A 19,819-nucleotide genomic window follows, 5' to 3' on the forward strand; every position below is an offset into this window, starting at 1 on the left:
GGTCACAGGTTGATGTTGCGGTCTTCGATCTCCGGCAGAGCAGGGCGCTCGCCACGGGCGCAGCCACGCAGCCATTCGATCTCGCGCGCCCAGCCCTCGGGGCCGGCGGGCGTCTCGAGCAGTTGTGGCAGGGCGCGGGTGCGGGCGTCGGTGACCGCGCGCTCAAAGGCGTCGGGGCCGATCTCGCCACGGCCGATAAGCGCGTGCCGATCCTTGCGACTGCCGCAGGGTGGGCGCGAGTCGTTCAGGTGCAGCGCGACCAGCCGGCGCAGGCCGATATGGGTGTCGAAGGCTGCCCACATGGCCTCCCAGCCCGTAGCGGTATGCAGCTCGTAGCCGGCGGCAAAGGCGTGTGCGGTGTCGATGCAGACCCCGAAGCGTTCCGGGGTCTCCAGCCGTTCCAGGATGGCGGCCAGCTCGGCGAAGTCGGCGCCCACGGTGGTGCCCTGGCCGGCGACGTTCTCCAGGACGAGACAGACATCCGTTTTGTCCGGGTGGTTGCGGCAGATGGCATTGAGCGTGGCCGCAATGGCCTCGATCCCGGCCTCGGTTCCGGCCTGGAGGTGGGCACCGGGATGGAAATTGAGCAGTTCAATGCCGAGCCGGTGGCAGCGCTCGAGTTCGGCTTCCAGCGCTGCCTGCGACTTGGCGTGCTTTTCCGGATCGGTGGCAGCGAGGTTGATCAGGTAGGAGGCGTGGCTCATCACCGAACCGATGCCCTGCTCCGCCCGAACGCGTCGGAAGGCTTCGGCCTCCTCGGCAGTGATCGGCTTGACCTGCCAGCTGCGCTGGTTTCGGGTGAAGACCTGGATGCTATCGCAGCCGATCTCCCGGCCGCGTTCCGGGGCGCGCTGCGGCCCGCCGGCCGCCGAGACGTGAGCGCCGAGTTCGGGCATGGCTTGTCCTCCTCGGGAAAGGGGCGCAGTCTACTAATATTGGGGTAGGCACGCATGGGTTATGACATCAGCGCGAAGGAGGTCGCAACATGTCGAAAGTGTGGGTAGTGGCAGCCGACGCAGCCCAGGCACGGGTCTTTGCCAGCGACCAGCGCTCGGGCCAGTCCCTGCAGGAGGTCGAGACTTGGGTGAACCCGGAGCTGCGTGTACCGGCCCATGAGTTGGTGACCGACCGCCCGGGTCGGATCTCGGAGTCCGCCGGAGGTGGGCGCCATGCGATGGATCCGCCCACCGACATCAAGGAGGTGGAGTCAGATCGTTTTGCCCGTGAGCTGGTGCGATGGCTTGAGCAGGCCCATCAGCAAAAGCGTTTCGAGCATCTGGTGGTGGCGGCTGCGCCGCATTTTCTCGGACAGATCCGGCATCACTTAGATGGTGGGCTGAAAGCGGCGATCAGCCATGAGGTGGACAAGGACATCTGCCACTTGGAGCGGCCCGAGCAAATCCGCAAACATCTGCCGGATTTCCTCTTCTGAGCAGCCGATGCCACACCCGCAGACAGCAAGGCCGCCCTTCGGGGCGGCCTTGCTGTATTCCACCGGTCCGTGGGGAAGACCCGGCGCCCGGGTATGGTGCCGATCAGGCGCGGGCCCTCTGGCGCTGCCCATGCCCCGACGGGGCCATGCCCAGCAGGTACTGGATCGGCGGGAAGGTCGCGGCGGCCGCGGCCAGGCCGAGCCCCACGGAGATGCCGAGCAGGCCCAGATAGTCGGTGGCTCCGTACAGGTTGGCCCAGCTCGCGCCGGTGTGGGCCGGCAGCAGGAATACCGAGATGAGGGCCACGACACCGCCCACGCCCAGGGCGCTGCCCAGGGCCCGACCGAAGTTGCGGAAGCTGCTGCCTACGCGTGCGATGAGCAGGGCCAGCAGGATAAGGTCGACGATGGCCAGGATGATGATCGCGGGCAGGGTGCCCCCGAGGAACTGGATCGCCACGGTAATGGTTTCCATAATCATGCTTCTCTACCCCCTTCGCTGGTTCAGGACATGCGGCCGTGGAGCATGGCGTTGTAGGCCGGGAGCAGCAGGTGCTCCTTCATCACCCAGGCCATCCAGTGCTCGCGGTAGGGGCTGATGAAGCCGAACGAGGGCGTCATTTCCAGATCGTAGTTGAACTCCACCAGGATCGCCTGGCCGATTTCGGTAATCAGCGGGCAGGAGGTGTAGCCGTCGAACTCGGCGGTGGGCTCCCGGTCCTGGATGACGCGGATCAGGTTCTCGACCATGACCGGGGTCATGTTCTTGACCGTGGCCGAGGTCTTGCCGATCGGCACGCCGCAGCAGTCGCCGGCTCCGAAGACGTTCGGGTAGCGCTTGTGCCGGAGCGTGTACTGATCCACCTCCAACCAGCCGCCATCAGCGTAGGGGGCTTCCCGGGCCGCGAGATCGCTCTCGCGCAGCGGCTCGGGGGCGCTCATCGACGGCGGCAGGTGGATGAAGTCGTAGGACTCGGTGTACTCCCCGTCCCCGTCCGATTCGAAGGTGACCCGCTTCTGCTCCGGCTCGATGCCCTTGACCCGGTGGTGCCAGTGCACGTCGATGTCCCGCTCCTCGGGGAAGTGGCGCTTGAGGAACTCGTCGATATCCGGTTGTGAGAACAGGCCGTCGCCCGGGGCGTAGTAATGGAGGTCGGCATTGCCGCGCATGCCTCGCTGGCGCAGGCGGTGCTCGGTGATCATGCTCATCTTCAGCGGGGCGCCGGCGCACTTGATCGCCCCCGGCGGGCGGATGAACAGGCCCTTGCCGCCTTCCTGCAGGTAGTTCTCCACCGCGTTCCAGGTGGCGGACGCGTTGCCGGGGTTGTCGTAGACGCAGCCGATGCCGTGGGAGCCGATCAGGTCGGCGCTCATGCCGTCGATGCGGTCGAAGCGCAGCTCCAGACCAGTGGTCACGACCAGGTAGTCGTACTCCAAGGTCTCGCCCTCGTCGGTGACGAGGCGGTTGTTCTCCGGGTCGTACTCGGCGACCATCGCTTTGACCCAGTTGACCCCGCTGGGGACGTAACGCTCGTTACGGTCCTCGGTCTTGCTCCGAGGCCACTCGCCGGTGGCCACCAGCGTCAGTCCGGGCTGGTAGTAGTGGTCCTCGCGGCGGTCGACGAGGGTGATCTCGGCGCCGTCCAGGGCCCGGCGCAAGCGGTTGGCGGCGTTGAGCCCGCCGGCGCCGGCACCGACGATCACGATGCGGGCGTTGGTCTGAACCGCCCGGGCCGGCTCGCTGTGGAGCAGGGTGCCCGCCCCGAGGGCGCCGGCCGCGATCGCCCCGGTGCTCATCCCGGAGAGCTTGAGGAAGTCGCGCCGGCTGCAGGCCTCCACCAGGCGCTTGAGGTCGAGCCCCTCGGACCCGGATGGGGAGTGGTCGTTCATCTCGCTCCTCCTGACTGCATGCTGCAGTTGTTTTTTGTCCGCTTGTGAAGCGCCGCGGATCGGTTATATCGATCTCTCGCGATGTTTGCTCAATGTATACGAGTGGCGGGCGCTGTCAAAGCGTCGATTTGATATTAATCATGTCAATGATGGTTCGTCGCCCCGGGGTGAGGGGGCGGCTCAGTCGCGGTGACCGCACAGTCGCGACAGCCCCTCCCGATGCCCGACCTCGTGGCTTGACGGGAGACGCGCCCCCTCCGGGTCCTGGAGCCAGGCAAGCAGGTCCGCGTGTACGCGGTCGCGCTGCAGGTCGCGGGTCAGCAGGTGATGGCCCTCCGGGTAGAGGGCCAGGCGCCACTGTCCCGGCGGGCGCTGCGGGAGCCGATGGAGCATCAGACAGGTGGGTTCTGGCGGGATGACCTCATCCTGCTCGCCGTAAAGGATCAGTGCCCGCGAGTCCAGCTGCTCGCTGGCCTCTAGGGCGCGGTCCATGAGGTCGGTGACCCCGGCCAAGGCGCGGGCACTGACTTCGCGCTGGATGAGCGGATCCTCTCGCCACTCCTCGAGGACCTCGGGGTTGTCCGTCGGATCGACCCCCAGATCCTCGCCGCTCAGGCGCAGACCGGGGGTCAGGCGTGAAGAGAGCCACAGGCCGGTGCGCTGATACCAGGGCATCGCCTCGCGCCCCCAGACCGCCGGGGCCAGGAGCGCGGTGCCGGTGATCGCCTCCGGCGATTGTTCGGCGACCAGGATCATGGCGATGGCCCCGCCCATGCTATGGCCCATGAGGTAGAGCGGGGTATCGGGGTAGCGTTCGGCCAGCAGCTCGACGGCCGTGGCGGCATCGTCGATCAGTGCCTGCCCCCCAGGCCAGGTGCCCGCGTCCCCGGTTTCACCGAAACCTCGGTGGTCGTAGGCGTAGGTGGCGACCCCGCCCTCGGCGAGGTATTCGGCAGCGAAGCGCATGCCGCGGCTATAGTCATTGAGCCCGTGCAGCGCCAGAACCACAGCGTCGGCGCTGTCGTCGTGCTCGGGGCCCCAGCGTCGGTAAGGTAGCCGGTAACCGTCGTCGGCGAGGATGTACCCCTCACCCCAGGCGGGTGTCTCGCCGGGCGGGTCTGCCGGGCCGTCCACAGCGGCGCGGCTGCAGCCGACCGCCAGCGTGGCAAGCAGCAGCGGGGTGATGGCGAGGGTCAGTCTGCGCAAGGGGGCCCCGGTTGGCTGCCTACTGGTCGCGACGGCGCATGAACAGACGCATCTGCGCCTCGAGGCTGTCGGCAAAGGAACGCGCCTCGATCTCCCGGTCGATGGCTCGGTGGAGTTCCCGCAGCTGGTCGAGGGAGAGTTCCTGCAGCCGCTGCTTGATATCGGGTTGTTTCTGCAAGGGGTCTCGGTTCATCCGTCCTGAGTTGGTTGGCGCCTGGTGGGTGGCTTGCGTCTGCGACCTGTTCCGGTGGCTCAGGCGGCCTGAGCCTCGGCGGCCAGCTCATGGATGCGATCGACCATGGCGAAGAAGCCGTCCCGCCGGTTGGGGCTGAGGTTGCGCTCCAGTCCCAGCTGGCGGAACACCTCACGGATATCGGTTCGCTGGATCTCGTCCGGCGTGGCGCCGGAGTAGGCCATGAGCACCAGCGCAATCAATCCCTTGACGATGAAAGCGTCGCTGTCGGCGAGGAAGACCAGCCGCTGCGGGTCGTTTTCATCGCGCCGGCACACCAGCCAGACGTTGCTGGTGCAGCCCTCCACCCGGTTGGCCTCGGTCCGTTCCGCCTCCGGGAATTCCGGCAGTTGCCGGCCCAGGTCGATCAGGATGCGGTAGCGTTCCTCCCAGTCCTCAATGAACTCGAAGGTCTCCTTTAACTCGTTGAGATCCATAGGCTTTTGTCGTGATCGGAGTCTGGCCGGTGCGGTGGGTCCGGCACCGGGCGGAGTACAGATAGGGATCTATAGGATAATACGTTACGACCGATTCCGCGAGGCCGTCCGCCGTGCGTAGACGGTGATCTCCTCACGGTCGTGATAGAGCTGCGCGGCGTGCACCCGCGCGCCGGTGGCTCGGATCGCCTCCAGGGCGTGGCGCACGGTCTCCAGTGGACGGCGCATGGGCAGCTTCAGATTGAATACTGCCGCCCTGGCCCGCGCCTTGCGCAGCCACTGTGCCATCAGGCGTGTGATCCCCTGCGGCCGGTCCACGACGTCGCAGACCAGCCAGTCCACCTCCGCTCGTGTCCGGAAGCGGAAGGCGTCGGTACGCCGGTGTTCGACACCGGGATCTTGGGCAAGGTCCGGGGCGAGCGGGCCGTTATCGATGGCGGTCACGGTGAGCCCGCGCTCGCGCAGCAGCCAGGTCCAGCCGCCCGGGGCCGCCCCGAGGTCCACGGCGTGTTCGCCGGGGTAGGGCTGCTCGTGCTCCGGAACCAGGCGGTGGAGCGTCTCCTCGAGCTTGAGCACCGAGCGGCTTGGCGCGCTTCGCGGCATCCGCAGCCGGGGGATGCCGCCCGGCCAACCGCTGGCAGGGCCGACACCGGCTAAGCAGTGGCGGGAGTCGGGGAACAGCAGGCGCAGACGCTGCTGCGGATCGCCGGCAGTCACCCCGGCCTGAGTCAGCGCGTGGCGCAGGGGGCCAGCGAAGCGTCGGCAGAAGCGGGCCAGAGGACGGCCTTCGTCGCTGTCCGGGTACTCGAGCCATGGGGAGGCACCGCCGGTCGCCGGGGGCAGCGCCGCCGCAATGGCTTCCGCGCGGCCGCCTTCCGGGAGCCCCTGCAGCTCGTCGACTAGGCCGGCTGCAGCGCGTGCAAAGACCAATGGCGGTGGCTGTTGCGGGGCGTCCCCGGCCGGGGCGTGGAAGACCACATAGGCGCTCTGCTCCCGTGCCCGGCAATAGCCGTGTACGCCGATTTCGCGCGCCGCTGCGGTAGCCTCGGAGGCGAGGCTCTGCTCGTAGCCGGCGCGGCAGTGGAGGATCCAACCTTGCCATTCCATGGCCCCATTGTACGGGTAGCGAGCCCGCCCCGGGGGCGACTATGCTGAGAAGGCGCATTCGTACCGTGCCTGAGGGGTATACCCATGGAAACCGTTCTTATTGTCGTCCTCGCCGTGCTGCTTTCGATCGTCGTCTCGGCGATCCGGGTCCTGCGCGAGTACGAGCGAGGTGTGATCTTCCAGCTCGGGCGTTTCTGGAGCGTTAAGGGCCCGGGCCTGATCCTGGTCATCCCCTTCATCCAGCAGATGGTCCGCGTCGACCTGCGCACGGTGGTCATGGACGTACCGAGCCAGGATGTGATCTCGCGGGATAACGTCTCGGTCGGCGTCAACGCGGTGCTCTACTTCCGCGTCATCGACCCGCAGCGGGCCATTATCAATGTTGAGGACTACCTCTCGGCGGTCAGTCAGCTGGCGCAGACCACGCTGCGATCGGTGCTTGGCCAGCACGAGCTCGACGAGATGCTGGCCGAGCGGGACAAGCTCAACGCGCACATCCAGGAGATCCTGGATCAGCAGACGGACTACTGGGGCGTGAAGGTGGCCAACGTGGAGATCAAGCACGTCGATATCGACGAGTCGATGATCCGGGCCATCGCTCAGCAGGCCGAGGCCGAGCGTGCCCGGCGGGCCAAGGTCATCCACGCCGAAGGCGAGATGCAGGCGGCCGAGAAGCTGCGGGATGCCGCCGAGGTGCTCGGCCAGAGCCCGGCCTCGCTGCAGCTGCGCTACCTGCAGACGCTGGTCACCGTGGCCAACGAGAATGAGAGTTCTTCGATCGTCTTCCCGCTTCCGCTGGAGCTGTTGCGTGCCTTTGGATACAGCGAGGGGCACGGGCCTGGTAGCGGTGCCCACGGGCAGGGGACGACCACCGGTGATGGAGGTGCGCGCTGAGCCGACGGCGGAGCCAGGGGGTCGAAGGTGGGGAGCGCCGGGGACGGCCGCGGCAGCGGCCCGCCCCCGGCGCCGAGGATGCCGCGCAGATCGAGGGCTTTCTCGACGCCCTGTGGGCCGAGCAGGGGCTTTCCGATGCGACCCTGTCGGCCTATCGCTCGGACCTGGAGGGGTTTGCCGCGTTCCTTGACCGGCGCCACGGGGGCGGGCTTGCCACGGCGCAGCGCAGCGATGTCTTGGCCTATCTGGCCGAGCGGGTGGCCGCCGGGGCGCGGCCGCGGACCACGGCGCGTCTGCTCAGCAGCCTGCGCCGCTTCTATCGCCGGCTGGTATCGACCGGGGTCCGTGGCGAGGATCCCACCGCCGAGGTCGAGGCGCCCCGTCTCGGCCACCCCCTGCCGGGCACGCTGACCGAGCGCCAGGTCGAGGCCCTGCTTGCTGCGCCGGATACCGACGAGCCGCTGGGACTGCGGGACCGCTGTCTGCTTGAGGTGCTCTACGCCACCGGGCTTCGGGTCTCGGAGCTGGTGGCATTGCGGGTGGACGGGGTAAGCCTGCGCCAGGGTCTGGTGCGGGTCGTCGGCAAGGGGGGGCGGGAGCGTCTGGTCCCGCTAGGCGAGGAGGCCCTGGACTGGCTGCGCCGATATCTGGATGAGGTGCGTCCGCTGCTGCTTGGTGGTCGGGTGGCCGAAGCCCTATTCGTGACGCGCCGCGGAGAAGGGCTGACGCGTCAGGCCTTCTGGTACCGGGTCAAGCGCTACGCCGTCGAAGCGGGGATCGATCCGGCCATCTCGCCCCACACGCTGCGCCATTCCTTCGCCACGCATCTGCTCAACCACGGTGCGGATCTGCGTGCTGTACAGATGCTGCTGGGCCACGCCGATCTGTCCACCACCCAGATCTACACCCACGTGGCCCGGCAGCGTCTGCAACAGCTCCATGCCGCGCACCACCCGCGCGGCTGAACCCGGCCGGAGGCTCAGCGCTCCAGGTGCTGGAGCTTGTCCGGCTTGCCGTCCCACTCCTCGGCGTCCGGCGGCGGATCCTTCTTCTCGGTGATCAGCGGCCACTTCTGGGCGAGCTCGGCGTTGAGCTCTAGGAAGTGCTCCATGGACGGCGGCAGGTCGTCCTCGGAGTAGATAGCCTCGGCCGGGCACTCCGGCTCGCAGAGGGTGCAGTCGATGCACTCATCCGGGTCGATGACCAGGAAGTTCGGCCCCTCGTGGAAGCAGTCCACGGGGCAGACCTCCACGCAGTCGGTGTACTTGCACTTGATGCAGTTCTCGGTGACGACGTAGGTCATGTAACTGGCTCCGTTGCCGTTTCAGGTCCTTCACCTGGGAGGTGATGGTGCCCAACCGGGCACCCTACCCGCGGCGAGCATTCTAACGACTCATGCACCGCGGTCCTACTCCTCGCACTGTCCCTTCAGCCAATAGATGGTCTCGAGGGCTTCCCGCGGGGTCAGCCCATCCGGGTCAAGGTTTTCGACCGCCGTGCGGACCGGGTCCGGTTCGGGCTCCGGCTGCGCCGGCGGCTGCAGGACCGGTTCGGGGCCGAACAGCGGCAGCTGGGCGGAGCCGCTGTCGTCGCCATCGCCCGACTCGAGGCTGCGCAGCTTCTCCCGAGCTGCCTGGAGGACCTCCTGCGGGACCCCGGCGAGGGCGGCCACCTGCAGTCCGTAGCTCTGGTTGGCGGGGCCGTCGCGCACGGCGTGCAGGAAGACGATGCGTTCGCCGTGTTCGGCGGCCTCCAGGTGGACATTGATGACCCCGGGGTGGATTTGCTCCAGGGCGGTCATCTCAAAGTAGTGGGTGGCGAACAGCGTGAAGGCCCGGATGCGCGTGGCGAGGCGCTCGGCCGTCGCCCAGGCCAGGGCCAGGCCATCGAAGGTGCTGGTGCCGCGGCCGATCTCGTCCATCAGCACCAGGCTCTCGGCGGTGGCGTTGTGGAGGATGTTGGCCGTTTCGGTCATTTCCACCATGAAGGTGGAGCGGCCCGAGGCAAGGTCGTCGGCGGCACCGATGCGCGTGAAGATGCGGTCGATGGGGCCCAGGACCGCGCGTTGCGCCGGGACGAAGGCGCCGGCGTAGGCTAACAGCGTGATCAGGGCGGTCTGCCGCATGTACGTCGATTTGCCGCCCATGTTCGGACCGGTGATCAGCAGCATGCGCCGGCGGTTGTCCAGGCGGACGTCATTGGGCACAAAGGGGGCATCCAGGGCCTGTTCGACGACCGGGTGCCGGCCGCCCTCGATGCGTACCCCGGGGGTGTCGGCCAGCTCCGGCTGGACATAGTCGAGGGTCCGGGCCCGCTCGGCAAAGGCGGCCAGGGCGTCTAGCTCGGCCAGTGCGGCGGCGCTGTGCTGGAGGGGGGTTAGCTCGGTGGCGAGGCCGGCAACCAGCTCTTCGTAGAGCGCCTTCTCGCGGGCCAGGGCGCGCTCGCGGGCGGAAAGGACCTGCTCTTCGAAGCGCTTGAGTTCCGGGGTGATGAACCGCTCGGCCGCCTTGAGGGTTTGGCGGCGGGTGTAGCGCTCCGGCATTTGGCTGCTCTGGCTGCGGCTGACCTCGATGTAGTAGCCGTGGACTCGGTTGAAGCCCACCTTGAGGGTCGGGATCCCGGTGGCCGCCCGCTCCTCGGCCTCCAGCGCAGCCAGGTAGTCATCGGCATTGCGCGACATCGAGCGCAGCTCATCGAGTTCGCCGTCGAAGCCGTCAGCAATGACGCCGCCGTCACGCACGGTTGCCGGCGGTGCATCGATGATCGCCCGCTGCAGCAGGTCGACGGTCTTCGGGTGTTCATCGAGCTCGACCCCAAGCTCCTGCAGGCGGTGGCTGTTGAGCTGCCCGAGAAGGATCTGCAGCTGGGGCAGACGCTCCAGCGCATCGCGCAGGCCGGTCAGATCCCGGGGGCGCGCCGTGCCGAGGGCGACCCGGGCGAGGATGCGCTCGACGTCGGCGCAGCCTTCTAGGGCGTTGCGCACGTCGGCGAAGGCACCGTCGGCCAGGGCAGCCACGGCGGCATGGCGGGCAGCGATGGTCCCGCTCTGACGCAGGGGGCGTTGGAGCCAACGGCGCAGCAGCCGGCCGCCCATCGCGGTGACGCTGGTGTCCATCACCGAAGCCAGGGTGTGCTCGGTCCCCCCGGAGAGGTTGCGCTCGATCTCCAGGTTGCGCCGGCTGGCGGCGTCGATGGTGATGGCCTCGTCCCTCGACTCGACGGTCAGGGCGCCCACGTGGGGCAGGGCAGCCCGCTGAGTCTCATTAATGTACTGCAGGAGCGCACCGGCGGCGGTCACCGGGGCGTGCAGCTCCTCGGCGCCGAAACCGGAGAGGTCGTGAGTGCCCAGCTGGCGCAGGAGCAGGCGCCGGGCTGTATCGTGCTCGAAGTGCCACGGCGGGCGGCGCTGTGCCACGCATCCCCCCTCCGGCGCCGGAGTCTGGTCATCATCGGGGAGGATGAGTTCCGCGGGCCTTAGGCGCTCGAGCTCGGCAGCGAGGGACTCCTGGTCGGGTGCTTCGAGCACCGAGAAGCGCCCGGAGGAGAGCTCTAGGGAAGCCACGCCGAATCGGCCCTTGGGCCCTGGGGCCACGGCGGTGAGCAGGTTGGCACTGCGCTCCTCGAGCAGGGCGTCCTCGGTCAGGGTGCCGGGGGTGACCACCCGCACCACCTGGCGCTCCACCGGCCCCTTCGCGGCGTTGGGATCGCCGATCTGCTCGCAGATGGCCACCGACTCGCCGAGCCGGACCAGGCGGGCGAGGTAGCTCTCGACGGACTGGACTGGCACGCCGGCCATCGGGATCGGCGCGCCCGCTGATTCGCCCCGGGTGGTCAGGGTGATGTCGAGGAGTTTCGCGGCGCGCTCGGCATCCTCATAAAATAGTTCGTAGAAATCACCCATCCGGTAGAACAGCAGAGTCTCCGGATACTCCGACTTGATGCGCAGGAACTGTCGCATCATCGGGGTGTGTCCGGCGCCTGCCTCGGCGGTTTCGGCCTCTTGGGTAGCTGCTGCCATGGGGTGATTCCGGTGCCGCGTTGGATGAGGGGGAGATATGGTACACGACGACCGCACACTGCAAGAGCACGCGCGACAGGTTGGTGAGGCGTTGCAGCGATACGACCTCAGTCTGGCGGTGGCGGAGTCGTGCACGGGCGGGTTGCTGGCCAAGATCCTGACCGATGGTGGTGGTGCGTCCAGCTGGTTCGAGCGTGGGTTGGTGGTTTACAGCAATACGGCCAAGCGGGAGTTGGCAGGCGTCCCGCAGCGACTGATCGAGCAGCACGGCGCGGTCAGCCAGGAAGTGGCCGAGGCGTTGGCCCTTGGGGTGCTGGGCCGCGCGCCGGTGACCCACAGCGTGGCGGTGACTGGTGTCGCCGGCCCCGAGGGCGGGACGGCGGCCAAGCCCGTGGGCACGGTGTGGATCGCCTGGGGGTCGCCGGCCGGGGTCCAGGCCCGGATGTACCGGTTCCCAGGGGATCGGGACGCCGTGCGCCGGGCCAGCGTGGCTATGGCCCTTGAAGGGCTGCTGGAGCGTTGCCGGGGGGCGGCTTGAGCGGTGGTGCGGACAGGCCGCGTCTATATCAGATACTCCAGCGCTGGGCGCTAGCGGCCGATACCTCGAGTCAGGGGGGCGTGACGGCGCCAAGGATGCCGGCGGGGCTGTTAGAATCGTTCGATGGTGCCGGGTGAAAGACTCGGCCGGGTTGTGGAATAATCCGCGACCCTGGCGGCGGGCCGGTGGCAGGGACGCAGACCGGGTCGAGGGGGCGCCGGAGCCCGTCATCATGGGGCAATCACGCGACGAGGTGGATTCGGAAATGGATGACGATCGCAAGAAGGCGCTCGGCGCCGCATTGGGGCAGATCGAGAAGCAGTTCGGCAAGGGCGCCGTCATGCGCATGGGTGACGCCCGCGCCGTGCGCGGGGATGTCAAGAGCATCTCCACCGGGTCACTGGCCCTGGATGTGGCGCTGGGTATTGGTGGCCTGCCGCGCGGGCGGGTGGTCGAGATCTACGGGCCGGAGTCGTCCGGGAAGACGACACTGACCCTGCACATCATCGCCGAGGCGCAGAAGGCCGGTGGCGCGGCGGCATTCGTTGATGCTGAGCACGCCCTAGACCCGGACTACGCGGAGGCGGTCGGGGTGGATATCAACGACCTGTTGGTCTCGCAGCCGGATACTGGCGAGCAAGCGCTGGAGATCGCCGATATGCTGGTCCGCTCGGGAGGGCTCGACGTGGTGGTGGTCGACTCGGTGGCCGCCCTTACGCCGAAGGCCGAGATCGAAGGCGAGATGGGCGATTCCCACGTGGGTCTGCAGGCGCGGCTGATGTCCCAGGCGCTGCGCAAGCTCACCGGCAGTATCCAGCGCTCCAACACTTTGGTGGTTTTCATCAACCAGATCCGCATGAAGATCGGTGTGATGTTCGGCAGCCCCGAGACCACTACCGGTGGCAACGCCCTCAAGTTCTACTCGTCGGTGCGCATGGACATCCGCCGCCTCGGGGCCATCAAGAAAGGTGACGAGGTCCTTGGTAACGAGACCCGGGTCAAGGTGGTCAAGAACAAGATGGCACCGCCGTTCAAGCAGGCGGAGTTCGAGATCCTCTACGGCGAGGGGATCTCCCGCGAGGGTGAGATCATCGACATGGGCGTCGCCCAAGGGTTCGTGGACAAGTCCGGTGCCTGGTACAGCTACAACGGGGATCGCATCGGGCAGGGCAAGGACAACGCCCGGCAATTCCTGCGCAACAATCCGCAGATCGCCGCCGACATCGAGGCCCGCATCCGCGAGAAGGTCCTCGGTACGGCTATTCCCGAGGCCGAAGCGACCGAGGGCGACGGTTCCGGCTCGGATTCGGACTCCGGCAAGGGGGCATGAGCGAAGCCGGGGTGGAGCCCGGGGCTGTGCGGGATGTAGCCCTGCGCCTGCTGGGCCGGCGCGAGCACACGCGGCGTGAGCTGGCGCAGAAGCTAGCCCGCCGCGGTTTCGATCCGGGCGAGGTGGAGCCGGTGCTCGAGGCCCTGGTCGATGAGGGGTTGCTGGACGAGACGCGCTTTGCGGAAGTCTTTGTGCGCAGCCGCGTCGAGCGGGGCCAGGGTCCGGTGCGTATCGCGCAGGAGCTTCGCCAGCGCGGAGTGATCGGCGGTGTGATCGACGAGGCGCTGGCGGACGCCGGTGTCGATTGGTGGGAGCAGGCCCGCGCGGTCCGTCAGCGTCGCTTCGGCGCGGTCGTTCCTGCGGATCGTCGAGAGGCGCTGCGGCAGGCGCAATTCCTGCAAAGGCGCGGGTTTACGGCAGAACAGGTGCGTGCGGCTGTGGCCGCCGCGGACGAAGACGACGAAAGGGGCCCGTATGGGTGAGAACATGACATCGGCGCAGTTGCGCGCCGCCTTCCTGGAGTTCTTCAGGGAGCGGGGGCACGAGGTCGTGCCGAGTTCGCCGTTGGTGCCGGCCAACGACCCGACGCTGCTCTTTACCAACGCCGGGATGGTCCCCTTCAAGGAGGTGTTTCTCGGGCGGGAGCAGCGCGGCTACCAGCGGGCCGCGAGCAGCCAGCGCTGCGTGCGCGCCGGCGGTAAGCACAACGATCTTGAGAACGTCGGCTACACCGCCCGGCACCACACCTTCTTCGAGATGCTTGGCAACTTCTCGTTCGGCGATTACTTCAAGCGGGATGCCATCCGCTACGCCTGGACATTCCTCACCGAGGTGGTCGGCCTTCCGGCCGAACGGCTCTGGGTTACGGTTTACGAGGACGACGACGAGGCGGCGCGGATCTGGCTGGAAGAGATCGGCGTGGATCCGGCGCGCTTCCGGCGCATCGGTGCCCACGATAACTTCTGGTCCATGGGCGATACCGGCCCCTGTGGTCCGTGCTCCGAGGTCTTCTACGACCACGGCCCCGAGGTTGCGGGCGGTCCGCCGGGGTCCGAGGACGAAGACGGCGACCGCTATATCGAGGTCTGGAACCTCGTCTTCATGCAGTATGACCGCGACGCCGAGGGCAATCTGCACCCGCTACCGAGCCCATCCATCGACACCGGCATGGGGCTGGAGCGTCTGGCTGCGGTCATGCAGGGCGTTCACGATAATTACGAGACGGACCTGTTCACGCCGTTGCTGGATGCTGCCGGCGAGATCGCCGGGGTGGCCGACCGGCGCAAGCCGTCGCTCAAGGTGGTCGCCGACCACATCCGGGCCTGCTCCTTCCTGATCGTCGACGGGGTGCTGCCCTCCACGGAGGGGCGCGGCTATGTGCTGCGACGCATTATTCGCCGGGCCGTGCGTCACGGCTACCAGCTGGGCATCGATGAGCCGTTCTTCTATCGCCTGGTCGAGTCGCTCGACACGGTCATGGGGGAGGCGTTCCCTGAGCTTCGCGAGCGCCGGGAGTTTGTCGAGAAGATCCTTTTCCAGGAGGAGAAGCGCTTTCGCGAGACCCTCGAGGACGGTCTCGCGCTGCTCGACGACTACCTTTCGGGCAGCGACAGCGGGGTGATCGACGGTGAGGTCGTGTTCAAGCTCTACGACACCCACGGGTTCCCGGTGGACCTGACCGCCGATATCGCCCGCGAGCGCGGCCTGGAGGTGGATGATCAAGGCTTCGAGGCGCGCATGGCCGAGCAGCGCGAGCGCGCGCGGGCGGCGAGCCGGTTCGGCGGTGCCCGCGAAGAAGTGGTCGATGCCGGGGAGAGTCGCTTTACTGGCTACGAGACGCTGGAGGATGTCGGCTCGGTGACCGGCCTGTATCAGGATGGCCGCTCGGTGCAGCAGCTGCAGGCTGGTGAGCAGGGCATGGTGGTTCTTGACCGGACCCCGTTCTACGCCGAATCGGGTGGCCAGGTGGGCGATCGCGGCGAGATCCTGGCCAACGGGCTACGCTTCCGGGTAGAGGACACCGTCAAGCAGGGAGACGCCCACGGCCACCTGGGGCGGCTTGAGGCGGGCCAGCTGGGCGTGGGGGACCAAGTGACCGCTCGGGTGGATCGCGGGACTCGCGAAGCGACCGTGCGCAACCACTCTGCCACCCATCTGCTGCACGCAGCCCTGCGCGAAGTCCTCGGCGACCATGTCCAGCAGAAGGGGTCTCTCGTGGCACCGGACCGGCTGCGTTTCGATTTCTCCCACTACGAGGCGCCGTCGCGCGAAGAGCTGGCGGGAATCGAGGCGCGCGTCAACGAGGAGATCCTCACCAACCACCCCGTCGAGGCCGCGAACATGGCCTACGAGGACGCGGTGCAGGCTGGGGCCATGGCCCTGTTCGGTGAGAAGTACGGGGATACGGTGCGGGTGATCTCGGTGGGTGATTATTCCCGGGAGCTCTGTGGCGGCACCCACGCCGCGCGGACCGGTGACATCGGTCTGTTCAAGATTGTTGACGAGACCGGCGTTGCCGGCGGGGTGCGCCGTATCGAAGCGTTGACCGGTGAGCGTGCCCTTGGCTGGGTCCAAGAGGCCGAGGAGCGACTCAATCGCCTCTCGGATCTGTTGCGGGTGGGTCCCGACAACCTGGTGATGAAAGTCGAGCAGCTCAGCGAGCGCGCCCGCGAGCAGGAGAAAGAGATTGAGCGCCTCAAGCAGAAGCTCGCGACCCAGGCCGGTCGGTCACTGCTAGACGATGCTGGCGAGGTTGCCGGTGTCCGCTTCCTGGCCACCTGCGTTGAGGGGGGTGGCAAGGGGTTGAGGGATACGCTGGATCAGCTCAAGAACCAGCTCGGTAGCGGGGTGATCGTGCTGGCGGCGGTCCAGGGCGAGAAGGTTCAGTTGGTCGCGGGCGTGACCAAGGACCTGACCGATCGCCTCTCCGCCGGTGATCTGGTTAATCATGTCGCCGCCCAGGTCGGGGGGCGTGGCGGAGGACGGGCGGACTTCGCCCAAGCGGGCGGGAAAGACCCAAGCCGCGTCAATGATGCGTTGGCTTCTGTGGAAGCCTGGATTAAGGATAACTTGACTTAATGGCGTCTAATAACCATCCTATAATGCTTTCAATAGGAGGGTGAGGCGCCCCTGCTAGCTGAGGAATGCCCATGGGGCTGGTAGTCAAAAAATTCGGTGGAACTTCGGTCGGGACGACCGAGCGCATCCAGGCAGTGGCCGAGAAGGTCAAGGCTAGCCGCGAGGCCGGAGAGGACGTGGTCGTCGTCGTCTCCGCGATGAGTGGTGAGACCAATCGCCTGGTCGAGCTTGCCGAGTCGATCCACTCCGATCCTCCGGCACGTGAAGTGGACGTGCTTCTGTCCACCGGTGAGCAGGTCACCATCGCCCTGCTGACCATGGCGCTGGAGCAGATCGGCTGTCCGGCGCGCTGTTACACCGGTGCGCAGGTGCGGATCCTGACCGACAGCTCATTCAGCAGGGCGCGGATCCTCGATATCGATGCTGAGCCGTTGCAAGAGGATCTGCAGCGGGGACGTGTCGTGGTGGTCGCGGGCTTCCAGGGTGTCGACGAGGAAGGCGCGCTCACCACGCTGGGCCGTGGCGGTTCCGATACCACGGCCGTGGCGCTGGCAGCTGCACTGGAAGCGAGCGAGTGCCAGATCTATACCGACGTGGATGGGGTCTACACCACCGACCCGCGCGTCGTGCCCGAGGCGAGGCGGTTGGACCGTATTACGGTCGACGAGATGCTGGAGCTATCCAGCTTAGGCTCCAAGGTCCTGCAGATCCGGGCCGTGGAGTTCGCCGGCAAGTACCGCGTCCCCCTGCGGGTGCTGTCCAGCTTCGAAGAAGGGCCTGGAACGCTCATCACCTACGAGGAAGAGGGAATGGAAGAGCCGCTGATTTCCGGTATTGCGTTCAATCGCGACGAAGCGAAGATCTCTGTCATCGGGGTGCCGGATACGCCGGGGATCGCGGCGAAGATCCTCGGGGCGGTGGCCGACGCGAACATCGAAGTGGACATGATCATCCAGAACATCAGCCAGCAGGGGCTGACGGATTTCACGTTTACGGTCCACAAGCGCGATTATCAGGCCACCCTGGATCTGGTCCGGGACAACGCCGAACAGTTGGGGGCCCGGGAGGTTTATGGCGATGACAAGATCGTCAAGCTCTCCCTGGTCGGCGTCGGGATGCGTTCCCACGCCGGCGTGGCGAACACCATGTTCCGTGCGTTGTCCAACGAGGGGATCAATATCCAAATGATCTCAACCTCGGAGATCAAGATCTCGGTGGTTGTCGAGGAGAAATACTTGGAGCTTGGCGTGCGCGCCCTGCACAAGGCCTTTGAGTTGGATGTCCAGCCCGTGGCCGAGCTTGAGGGTCTCTCCGACGAGTAGCGCAGTTTCGGTCCTTCGGGGCGGAAAGGGGTGACGGCTAGGTCCCGGACCGCCCTGGAGGGCGAAGCGGCCGCCCGCTCAAGAGGCGCCGGTAGCGGTGGCATAATCAAGGAGTCAAGTTCGATGCTTATACTCACGAGGAGAGTGGGCGAGACGCTGATGATCGGCGACGATGTCAGTGTGACGGTGCTCGGGGTCAAGGGTAACCAGGTGCGAATCGGTGTAAATGCGCCGCGGGATGTCTCCGTGCACCGTGAAGAGATCTATGAGCGGATCCGTCACGAGAAGGATGGCGATGTCCCGGAGGCGGCCCCTGGGCAGGGTGCCGATTCGCAGTAGCTCGAGGGTTTACGGGGAGGGGGTCTATCCCTTAAGGTACGCACCCTACGGAGAGATGGCCGAGTGGCTGAAGGCGCTCCCCTGCTAAGGGAGTAAGGGCGAAAGCCCTTCGAGGGTTCGAATCCCTCTCTCTCCGCCAAAACAACGGTTGACTCGGCAAGCAGTCAACGGCAGAATAAAGCGCTTTATAGCGCCGGTAGCTCAACTGGATAGAGCATCTGACTACGGATCAGAAGGTTGGGGGTTCGAATCCTCCCCGGCGCGCCAACTTACAGCAGATTGTCTGCCAAAACGGCCAGGCTGTCTGCCATCCTCCTTGGACGTGGCACTCACCGGGTGGGCGCCACGATCACTTTATCCCTCGCCCGCACGTAGGTCTCGGTGGTCTCGCCAATCGAGTGAGCGGCCAGGGTCAGGCGCAGCAGGTCGGACTTGCGCAGCGCGGTGAGACAGCCCACCTCGATGATCGCCCGAAGCTGCGGGCCGGAGGCGGCCATCAGCGCCCGCAGCTCCCAGTCTTCCAGGTAGCGCTCGGCGCGCCTGCTCCCGGTTGCGCTGGATGCCCTGACAGGGGTTGGTGTCGGGTACCCCGGCCATGCCCCAGCGCCGGGCGTGGTTGAACGCGGTCGAGAGCGTGGCGATCTCCCGGTTGGCCGTGGTCGGGTAGGGGTGGTTGTCTAGGTACTTGGCGATGTGATGGGGCTTGATCTGATCGAGCCGCGCCTTGCCGAAGAGCATGTGCAGCTTCTGGGCGTAGCGCCGGTAGTCGACCTGCGGGGGTCAATCGGAAACGTACAACCGGCTCGGGGGGTGGTAAGGAAAAGGGGTAGCGCCAAGATACACCGGGGGGCGCCCCCCCCGATGTATCGATTTGGTCGCACGGAGGTCAAAGGCCTTTTTCGTTTAATAGAGATTGCGCGGGCGCCGGCGTAGGGTCAGGCCCATGGCCGCAAAGCCAACCGCCATTAGGCTTAGCGCACCGGGTGCAGGGACCGGTGCCGTGATCTCCTCGCCTTCGATCGTGGCACCATCGAAGGCTAGGCCAGACTGAAACTGGGTATCGTTCCAGTTTACAACGCCGAATTCCAAGGCGTACTCTCCGGGATCCTCGAATTCGTAGGACGCATTGAGCCAGTCCGTGTACCCGCAGCCCTCATCCCAACAGCTTCCGGAGCTATCCCCGAGCGGGGACCAGTCGGGTGCGCCGCCGATCACCGGTGTCTCTTCCGGATCGAGGGTTACGTCGACATCGGGCTCCGGCAAGTTAAACCCGGGCACGGTGTTGCCTTCCGGGGTTGTGCGTGCGGAGAACAGCTGAATCGGATCGTCACCTACGGGAAGTATCTGTGCCCAGGCGTAGTCGGTAAAAGTACCACCGTCAGATGTTACGTAATTGAAATAAAAGCTCAATTCGTCGCCGGCACCTGCTGAAAAATTCGGAGAGGTGATGAGGGACCCTGTGGTCTCGTTTCCAGCGCCGAGCCCGTCTTGATCGACACCGTTGGCGGTGGAGATCCACCCGTACTCGCTGCTACCGAATGGCGATAAATCCACTACCCCGTCGGCCCCGGAAGTGCCACTATTGCCTTCCGTGGTCCATCCCGATAAATCGATGGGGGCTCCCATCGCCGTGCCGCTAAGGCCGGCCGCTGCGACCAAAGTGGCGATACCCACGCTCCAGTGAACCCTTGTGATCGTCTTCATGATCGCCTCCACTTCTCATGCGCTGTCTGGAATCAGAAGGTTTCATCCTTTACCAATGTGAGTGAATCGACTCGTTTCCCCCCGGGGGTGCGAATAGCAAGCAATTGGTGGGCCAACCCTGAAAGGGCGGCGGGAACCGGGGTAGTGAGTGTCTCGGGCAAGTGGTAGCCCGGTTGCGGGCGTGCTGGGTGTAAAATTCGCCGACACCTGAGAGCGCGTTTCAACAAAACCCCCGTTCGCCGCCCCCGCCGGCCGGCGTGACGATGTCGCGCGAGGACAGCCCCTCGCCGCC

General features: G+C 66.5%; 20 protein-coding genes and 2 tRNA genes. 11 read left to right on the plus strand and 11 right to left on the minus strand.

The annotated features are described in order from the left end of the window. Nucleotides 1-2: 2 nt before the first annotated feature. Entirely contained in the window at nucleotides 3-896 is an 894-nt protein-coding gene (locus LRF89_RS07215; RefSeq protein ID WP_201171153.1) for a deoxyribonuclease IV, read from the minus strand. A gap of 89 nt (nucleotides 897-985) precedes the next feature. On the opposite strand from LRF89_RS07215, the gene LRF89_RS07220 reads away from it, so the two are divergent. After that, complete coding sequence (locus LRF89_RS07220; protein WP_201171150.1) at nucleotides 986-1,432, plus strand: host attachment protein; 447 nt, start codon at nucleotides 986-988, stop codon at nucleotides 1,430-1,432. 103 nt (nucleotides 1,433-1,535) lie between these two features. Here LRF89_RS07220 and LRF89_RS07225 read toward each other — a convergent pair whose 3' ends face one another. The 6 genes from LRF89_RS07225 to rlmM form a co-directional block, all read right to left on the minus strand. Next, nucleotides 1,536-1,907: a hypothetical protein gene (locus tag LRF89_RS07225; RefSeq protein ID WP_238632504.1), complete on the minus strand. Its 372-nt coding sequence runs from the start codon at nucleotides 1,905-1,907 to the stop codon at nucleotides 1,536-1,538. A gap of 29 nt (nucleotides 1,908-1,936) precedes the next feature. After that, nucleotides 1,937-3,322 carry an NAD(P)/FAD-dependent oxidoreductase gene (locus tag LRF89_RS07230; RefSeq protein WP_201171137.1) on the minus strand — a complete coding sequence of 462 codons (1,386 nt, stop codon included), beginning with the start codon at nucleotides 3,320-3,322 and terminating at the stop codon, nucleotides 1,937-1,939. A 180-nt stretch (nucleotides 3,323-3,502) separates the two neighbouring features. After that, complete coding sequence (locus tag LRF89_RS07235) at nucleotides 3,503-4,528, minus strand: alpha/beta hydrolase (protein ID WP_238632503.1); 1,026 nt, start codon at nucleotides 4,526-4,528, stop codon at nucleotides 3,503-3,505. Nucleotides 4,529-4,547: 19 nt separating this feature from the next. Further along, nucleotides 4,548-4,706: a hypothetical protein gene (locus LRF89_RS07240; RefSeq protein WP_201171187.1), complete on the minus strand. Its 159-nt coding sequence runs from the start codon at nucleotides 4,704-4,706 to the stop codon at nucleotides 4,548-4,550. A gap of 74 nt (nucleotides 4,707-4,780) precedes the next feature. Further along, the gene (locus LRF89_RS07245; RefSeq protein WP_201171135.1) at nucleotides 4,781-5,197 is read right to left on the minus strand and encodes a SufE family protein; all 417 of its coding nucleotides are present in this window, start codon (nucleotides 5,195-5,197) and stop codon (nucleotides 4,781-4,783) included. An 84-nt stretch (nucleotides 5,198-5,281) separates the two neighbouring features. Continuing rightward, nucleotides 5,282-6,304, minus strand: coding sequence for a 23S rRNA (cytidine(2498)-2'-O)-methyltransferase RlmM (gene rlmM / locus LRF89_RS07250; RefSeq protein ID WP_238636843.1), 1,023 nt, complete (start codon nucleotides 6,302-6,304; stop codon nucleotides 5,282-5,284). A gap of 84 nt (nucleotides 6,305-6,388) precedes the next feature. On the opposite strand from rlmM, the gene LRF89_RS07255 reads away from it, so the two are divergent. Together LRF89_RS07255 and xerD are read left to right on the plus strand one after the other, a co-directional pair. Then, a complete protein-coding gene (locus tag LRF89_RS07255) occupies nucleotides 6,389-7,198 on the plus strand; it encodes a slipin family protein (protein WP_201171132.1) in 810 nt (269 codons plus the stop codon). 89 nt (nucleotides 7,199-7,287) lie between these two features. Next, the gene (gene xerD / locus LRF89_RS07260; RefSeq protein WP_238632550.1) at nucleotides 7,288-8,163 is read left to right on the plus strand and encodes a site-specific tyrosine recombinase XerD; all 876 of its coding nucleotides are present in this window, start codon (nucleotides 7,288-7,290) and stop codon (nucleotides 8,161-8,163) included. A 14-nt stretch (nucleotides 8,164-8,177) separates the two neighbouring features. Here the strand turns inward: xerD and fdxA are convergent, their stop codons facing one another. Together fdxA and mutS are read right to left on the minus strand one after the other, a co-directional pair. Further along, a complete protein-coding gene (gene fdxA, locus LRF89_RS07265) occupies nucleotides 8,178-8,501 on the minus strand; it encodes a ferredoxin FdxA (RefSeq protein ID WP_011814444.1) in 324 nt (107 codons plus the stop codon). Between the two features lie 105 nt (nucleotides 8,502-8,606). Then, a complete protein-coding gene (gene mutS / locus LRF89_RS07270; RefSeq protein ID WP_238634419.1) occupies nucleotides 8,607-11,216 on the minus strand; it encodes a DNA mismatch repair protein MutS in 2,610 nt (869 codons plus the stop codon). 37 nt (nucleotides 11,217-11,253) lie between these two features. On the opposite strand from mutS, the gene LRF89_RS07275 reads away from it, so the two are divergent. The 8 genes from LRF89_RS07275 to LRF89_RS07310 all read left to right on the plus strand — a co-directional run bounded on the left by LRF89_RS07275 (nucleotide 11,254) and on the right by LRF89_RS07310 (nucleotide 18,090). Beyond that, a complete protein-coding gene (locus tag LRF89_RS07275; RefSeq protein ID WP_201171127.1) occupies nucleotides 11,254-11,754 on the plus strand; it encodes a CinA family protein in 501 nt (166 codons plus the stop codon). A 265-nt stretch (nucleotides 11,755-12,019) separates the two neighbouring features. Continuing rightward, a complete protein-coding gene (recA, locus tag LRF89_RS07280; RefSeq protein ID WP_201171181.1) occupies nucleotides 12,020-13,084 on the plus strand; it encodes a recombinase RecA in 1,065 nt (354 codons plus the stop codon). Next, complete coding sequence (recX, locus tag LRF89_RS07285) at nucleotides 13,081-13,566, plus strand: recombination regulator RecX (RefSeq protein WP_201171124.1); 486 nt, start codon at nucleotides 13,081-13,083, stop codon at nucleotides 13,564-13,566. The genes recA and recX overlap by 4 nt, the downstream gene beginning before the upstream one ends. Before the next feature lie 4 nt (nucleotides 13,567-13,570). Next, nucleotides 13,571-16,162, plus strand: a complete 2,592-nt coding sequence (gene alaS, locus LRF89_RS07290) for an alanine--tRNA ligase (protein ID WP_201171178.1) — start codon at nucleotides 13,571-13,573, stop codon at nucleotides 16,160-16,162. 71 nt (nucleotides 16,163-16,233) lie between these two features. Then, nucleotides 16,234-17,484: an aspartate kinase gene (locus tag LRF89_RS07295; RefSeq protein WP_201171121.1), complete on the plus strand. Its 1,251-nt coding sequence runs from the start codon at nucleotides 16,234-16,236 to the stop codon at nucleotides 17,482-17,484. A 123-nt stretch (nucleotides 17,485-17,607) separates the two neighbouring features. Further along, nucleotides 17,608-17,823: a carbon storage regulator CsrA gene (gene csrA, locus LRF89_RS07300; RefSeq protein ID WP_201171118.1), complete on the plus strand. Its 216-nt coding sequence runs from the start codon at nucleotides 17,608-17,610 to the stop codon at nucleotides 17,821-17,823. Between the two features lie 49 nt (nucleotides 17,824-17,872). Next, nucleotides 17,873-17,962: transfer RNA gene (locus LRF89_RS07305), tRNA-Ser, on the plus strand. A 51-nt stretch (nucleotides 17,963-18,013) separates the two neighbouring features. Continuing rightward, nucleotides 18,014-18,090 (plus strand) — tRNA-Arg (locus LRF89_RS07310). A 62-nt stretch (nucleotides 18,091-18,152) separates the two neighbouring features. Here LRF89_RS07310 and LRF89_RS07315 read toward each other — a convergent pair. Continuing rightward, nucleotides 18,153-18,320, minus strand: coding sequence for a hypothetical protein (locus tag LRF89_RS07315; protein WP_238634417.1), 168 nt, complete (start codon nucleotides 18,318-18,320; stop codon nucleotides 18,153-18,155). A gap of 406 nt (nucleotides 18,321-18,726) precedes the next feature. Further along, entirely contained in the window at nucleotides 18,727-19,527 is an 801-nt protein-coding gene (locus LRF89_RS07320) for an NF038132 family protein (RefSeq protein WP_238634415.1), read from the minus strand. Nucleotides 19,528-19,819 lie beyond the last annotated feature (292 nt).

The organism is Halorhodospira sp. 9621 (assembly GCF_022228055.1).
Taxonomy (GTDB): Bacteria; Pseudomonadota; Gammaproteobacteria; order Nitrococcales; family Halorhodospiraceae; genus Halorhodospira; species Halorhodospira halophila_A.